We start from the raw sequence: 2,827 nt of genomic DNA, 5'->3' as shown, positions 1-2,827 counted from the left end.
CCCGCGTGTGGGACCACTCGGGTCGCACCTACCTCGACTTCTCGAGCCAACTCGTCAACGTGAACATCGGCCACCAGCATCCGGCCGTCGTCGCGGGCATCGTCGCCCAGGCGGAGCTGCTGACGACCATCGCTCCGTCGACGGCGAACCTCACCCGCGGGCAGGCGGCCGAGCGCATCGCGGGTCTCGCGCCCGACGGCTTCGAGAAGGTGTTCTTCACCAACGGCGGCGCCGACGCGAACGAGAACGCCATCCGCATGGCGCGGCTGGTCACCGGGCGCGACAAGGTCATCTCGCGCTACCGCTCGTATCACGGCAACACCGGGGCGGCGATCGTCGCGACGGGTGACTGGCGCCGCATCCCGAACGAGTTCGCCCGCGGACACGTGCACGTGTTCGGCCCGTATCTCTACCGCAGCGAGTTCTGGGCCACGACCCCCGAGGAGGAGTCGGCCCGGGCGCTGCACCACCTCGAGCGCGTCATCCAGGCGGAGGGCCCGTCCACGGTCGCGGCGATCCTGCTGGAGTCGATCCCGGGCACCGCGGGCGTCATGGTGCCTCCGCCCGGCTACCTCGCGGGGGTGCGGGAGATCTGCGACCGCTACGACATCGTGCTGATCCTCGACGAGGTGATGGCCGGGTTCGGTCGCACCGGGCGCTGGTTCGCCTTCGAGGACTTCGATGTGCGCCCCGACCTCATCACCTTCGCGAAGGGCGTGAACTCGGGGTACGTGCCGCTCGGCGGCGTCATCATCTCCGACGCGATCGCGTCGCAGTTCGACGAGCGGGTCTTCCCGGGCGGACTCACCTATTCGGGACATCCGCTCGCGACGGCGGCCGCGGTCGCGACGATCGATGCGATGAAGGCCGAGGGCATCGTCGAGAATGCGCGCCGCATCGGGGAGGACTCGATCGCACCCCGCCTGGCGGAACTCGCGGAGAAGCACGCCGCGATCGGCGAGGTGCGCGGCACCGGCGTCTTCTGGGCGATGGAGCTCGTCGCCCACCGCGCCACCCGGGAGCCGCTGCCGGCGGCCACGATGGGCGCGATCAAGAAGGAGCTGCTCGCCCGCGGGCTGCTGCCGTTCGTGCAGGACAACCGCATCCACGTGGTGCCGCCCTGCATCGTCACCGACGACGAGGTGGCCGAGGCCTTCGCCGCCTACGACGAGGTGCTGACGCTGGTGTCGTGACAGGTGCCCGGGGGCCGCGGCATCCGCGACGCACCCCCGGTCGCCCTCGCACCCGCACAATGTCGGAGATTCTCGCCGACACACCGTGAGTGGATGCCGCAGCACGGCGCGTCCGCACAAAGTTCCGACTTTGCGCGGCAAAGGTGCCGGGTGCCGGGTGCCGGGTGCCGGGGCATCCACCCACTCGGCCCGTCTGCCTGCCCTCCACCCGCACAATGTCGGAACGTTTCACCGACACACCATGAGTGGATGCCGCATCACGGCGCGTCCGCAGAAGGTTCCGACGTTGTGCGGCGGCGGGCCGAGCCCGCACGGCGGCGCGGCAGAGCCCGCCGCCGTCAGACGGCGAGCGGGCGGTTCTCGAAGAACGTCTGCAGCACGACGGTCGTGCGGGTCGAGACGCCGGCCGTCTGACGGATGTCGCGGATCAGCGTCTCGAGGTCGCGGGGCGTCGCGACGCGCACGAAGAGGATGTAGCTCGCGTCGCCGGCGATCGAGTGGCAGGCCTCGATCTCGGCGATGTGCGCGAGCCTCTCGGGGGCGTCGTCGGGCTGTCCGGGGTCGAGCGGGGTGATCTCGACGAGGGCGGCGAGCGGCTTGCCGACGGCCTCGGGGTCGACGACGGCGCGGTAGCCGGTGATGACCCCGCGGGTCTCGAGCTTGCGCAGCCGCGACTGCACGGCGGAGACCGACAGGCCCACCCGCTCGCCGAGCTGTGCGAGGGTGACGCGTCCGTCGGCGAGCACGGCGCGCACGATCTCGAGGTCGGTCGCGTCCTCGACGGGAACGGGCGAGTCGTCGGGGGCGGATGTCGCGGCGTCGGCCATGTCGCGAGACTACCAGCGGCATGTTGGTCCATCGGAGGATTTCCGGCATGAAGAGCGAATCGACGTAAGTATTCCGTTAGCATGGAATCAGATCCCTGTTTCTCCCCCGTGCGCCGATCGGAGGCCTCATGTCCGTCACCGCGATCACCCCCGACATCGCGATCGATCCCGCTCTCGCCCACGGCGTCGAGCGCGACCCGGCGTGGCTCGCCCTGAAGGACGCGGCGACCGCGCTGCAGCAGCTGCAGGGCGCCGACGGCGCGGTGGCCGCGGCATCCGATCTCGAGACGGCCCGTGCGCACGTGCGCGAGGTCATCGCCGCCGTGCACGCGCTCGCGCCGCGCTTCCCCCACGACGCCGCCTATCTCGACGCGCTCGTCGTCGACCTCGCCCGCTGGAGCGGCGACGGCCTGGGCGTGCCCGACTTCCTCGACGCGCTCGTCGCGTTCCAGCCGCAGCGGCACCGGGTCGATGGCCTGCGTCACCTCGTCGTCTTCCCGATGTACACCCAGAACGGCTCCCGTGCCCGCCACCTCGAGGCGCTCGTGTGCGAGGTCATCTGGCCCGAGTTCGTCGACCGCCTCGAGCAGACCTACACGAACCGACTGTTCCTGTCGCTGCGGCTGCTCGACTTCACGCCCGGCTACGACACCGACTCGGCCGTGCTCTTCCCCGAGACGGTCGCGATGCGGGAGATCCCGACGTTCACGTGGGGCGCGATCTTCCAGGACCGTGAGGCGGCCCGCTTCCGGCGGGTGGTGGCCGCGGCATCCGAGATCACCAAGCTCGACCTCCCCGCGGGCGCCG

The 2,827-nt window shown here is 70.9% G+C and carries 3 protein-coding genes; 2 read left to right on the top strand and 1 reads right to left on the bottom strand.

Annotated elements, in window-relative coordinates:
- Positions 1-1,193 (top strand): aspartate aminotransferase family protein (locus ASG00_RS08020; RefSeq protein ID WP_056208359.1); only part of this gene is annotated, 1,193 nt, incomplete at its 5' end.
- A 338-nt stretch (positions 1,194-1,531) separates the two neighbouring features.
- Here ASG00_RS08020 and ASG00_RS08015 read toward each other — a convergent pair.
- Positions 1,532-2,020 carry an Lrp/AsnC family transcriptional regulator gene (locus ASG00_RS08015; protein WP_045247422.1) on the bottom strand — a complete coding sequence of 163 codons (489 nt, stop codon included), beginning with the start codon at positions 2,018-2,020 and terminating at the stop codon, positions 1,532-1,534.
- Positions 2,021-2,148: 128 nt separating this feature from the next.
- Between ASG00_RS08015 and ASG00_RS17745 the strand changes: the two genes are divergently transcribed.
- Positions 2,149-2,827, top strand: a 679-nt coding sequence (locus tag ASG00_RS17745) for a DUF6421 family protein (RefSeq protein WP_235559442.1), incomplete at its 3' end; no start/stop codon positions are given.

It is taken from the genome of Microbacterium sp. Leaf351 (assembly GCF_001423825.1).
Taxonomy (GTDB): domain Bacteria; phylum Actinomycetota; class Actinomycetes; order Actinomycetales; family Microbacteriaceae; genus Microbacterium; species Microbacterium ginsengisoli.
Note: the sequence above shows the minus strand (reverse complement) of the source record. Positions and strands in the feature narration are given on the sequence as shown.

Bases quoted from the DNA above. Each gene is read 5' to 3' on its own strand.
- ASG00_RS08015 (WP_045247422.1), bottom strand. From the start codon at position 2,020: ATGGCCGACGCCGCGACATCCGCCCCCGACGACTCGCCCGTTCCCGTC.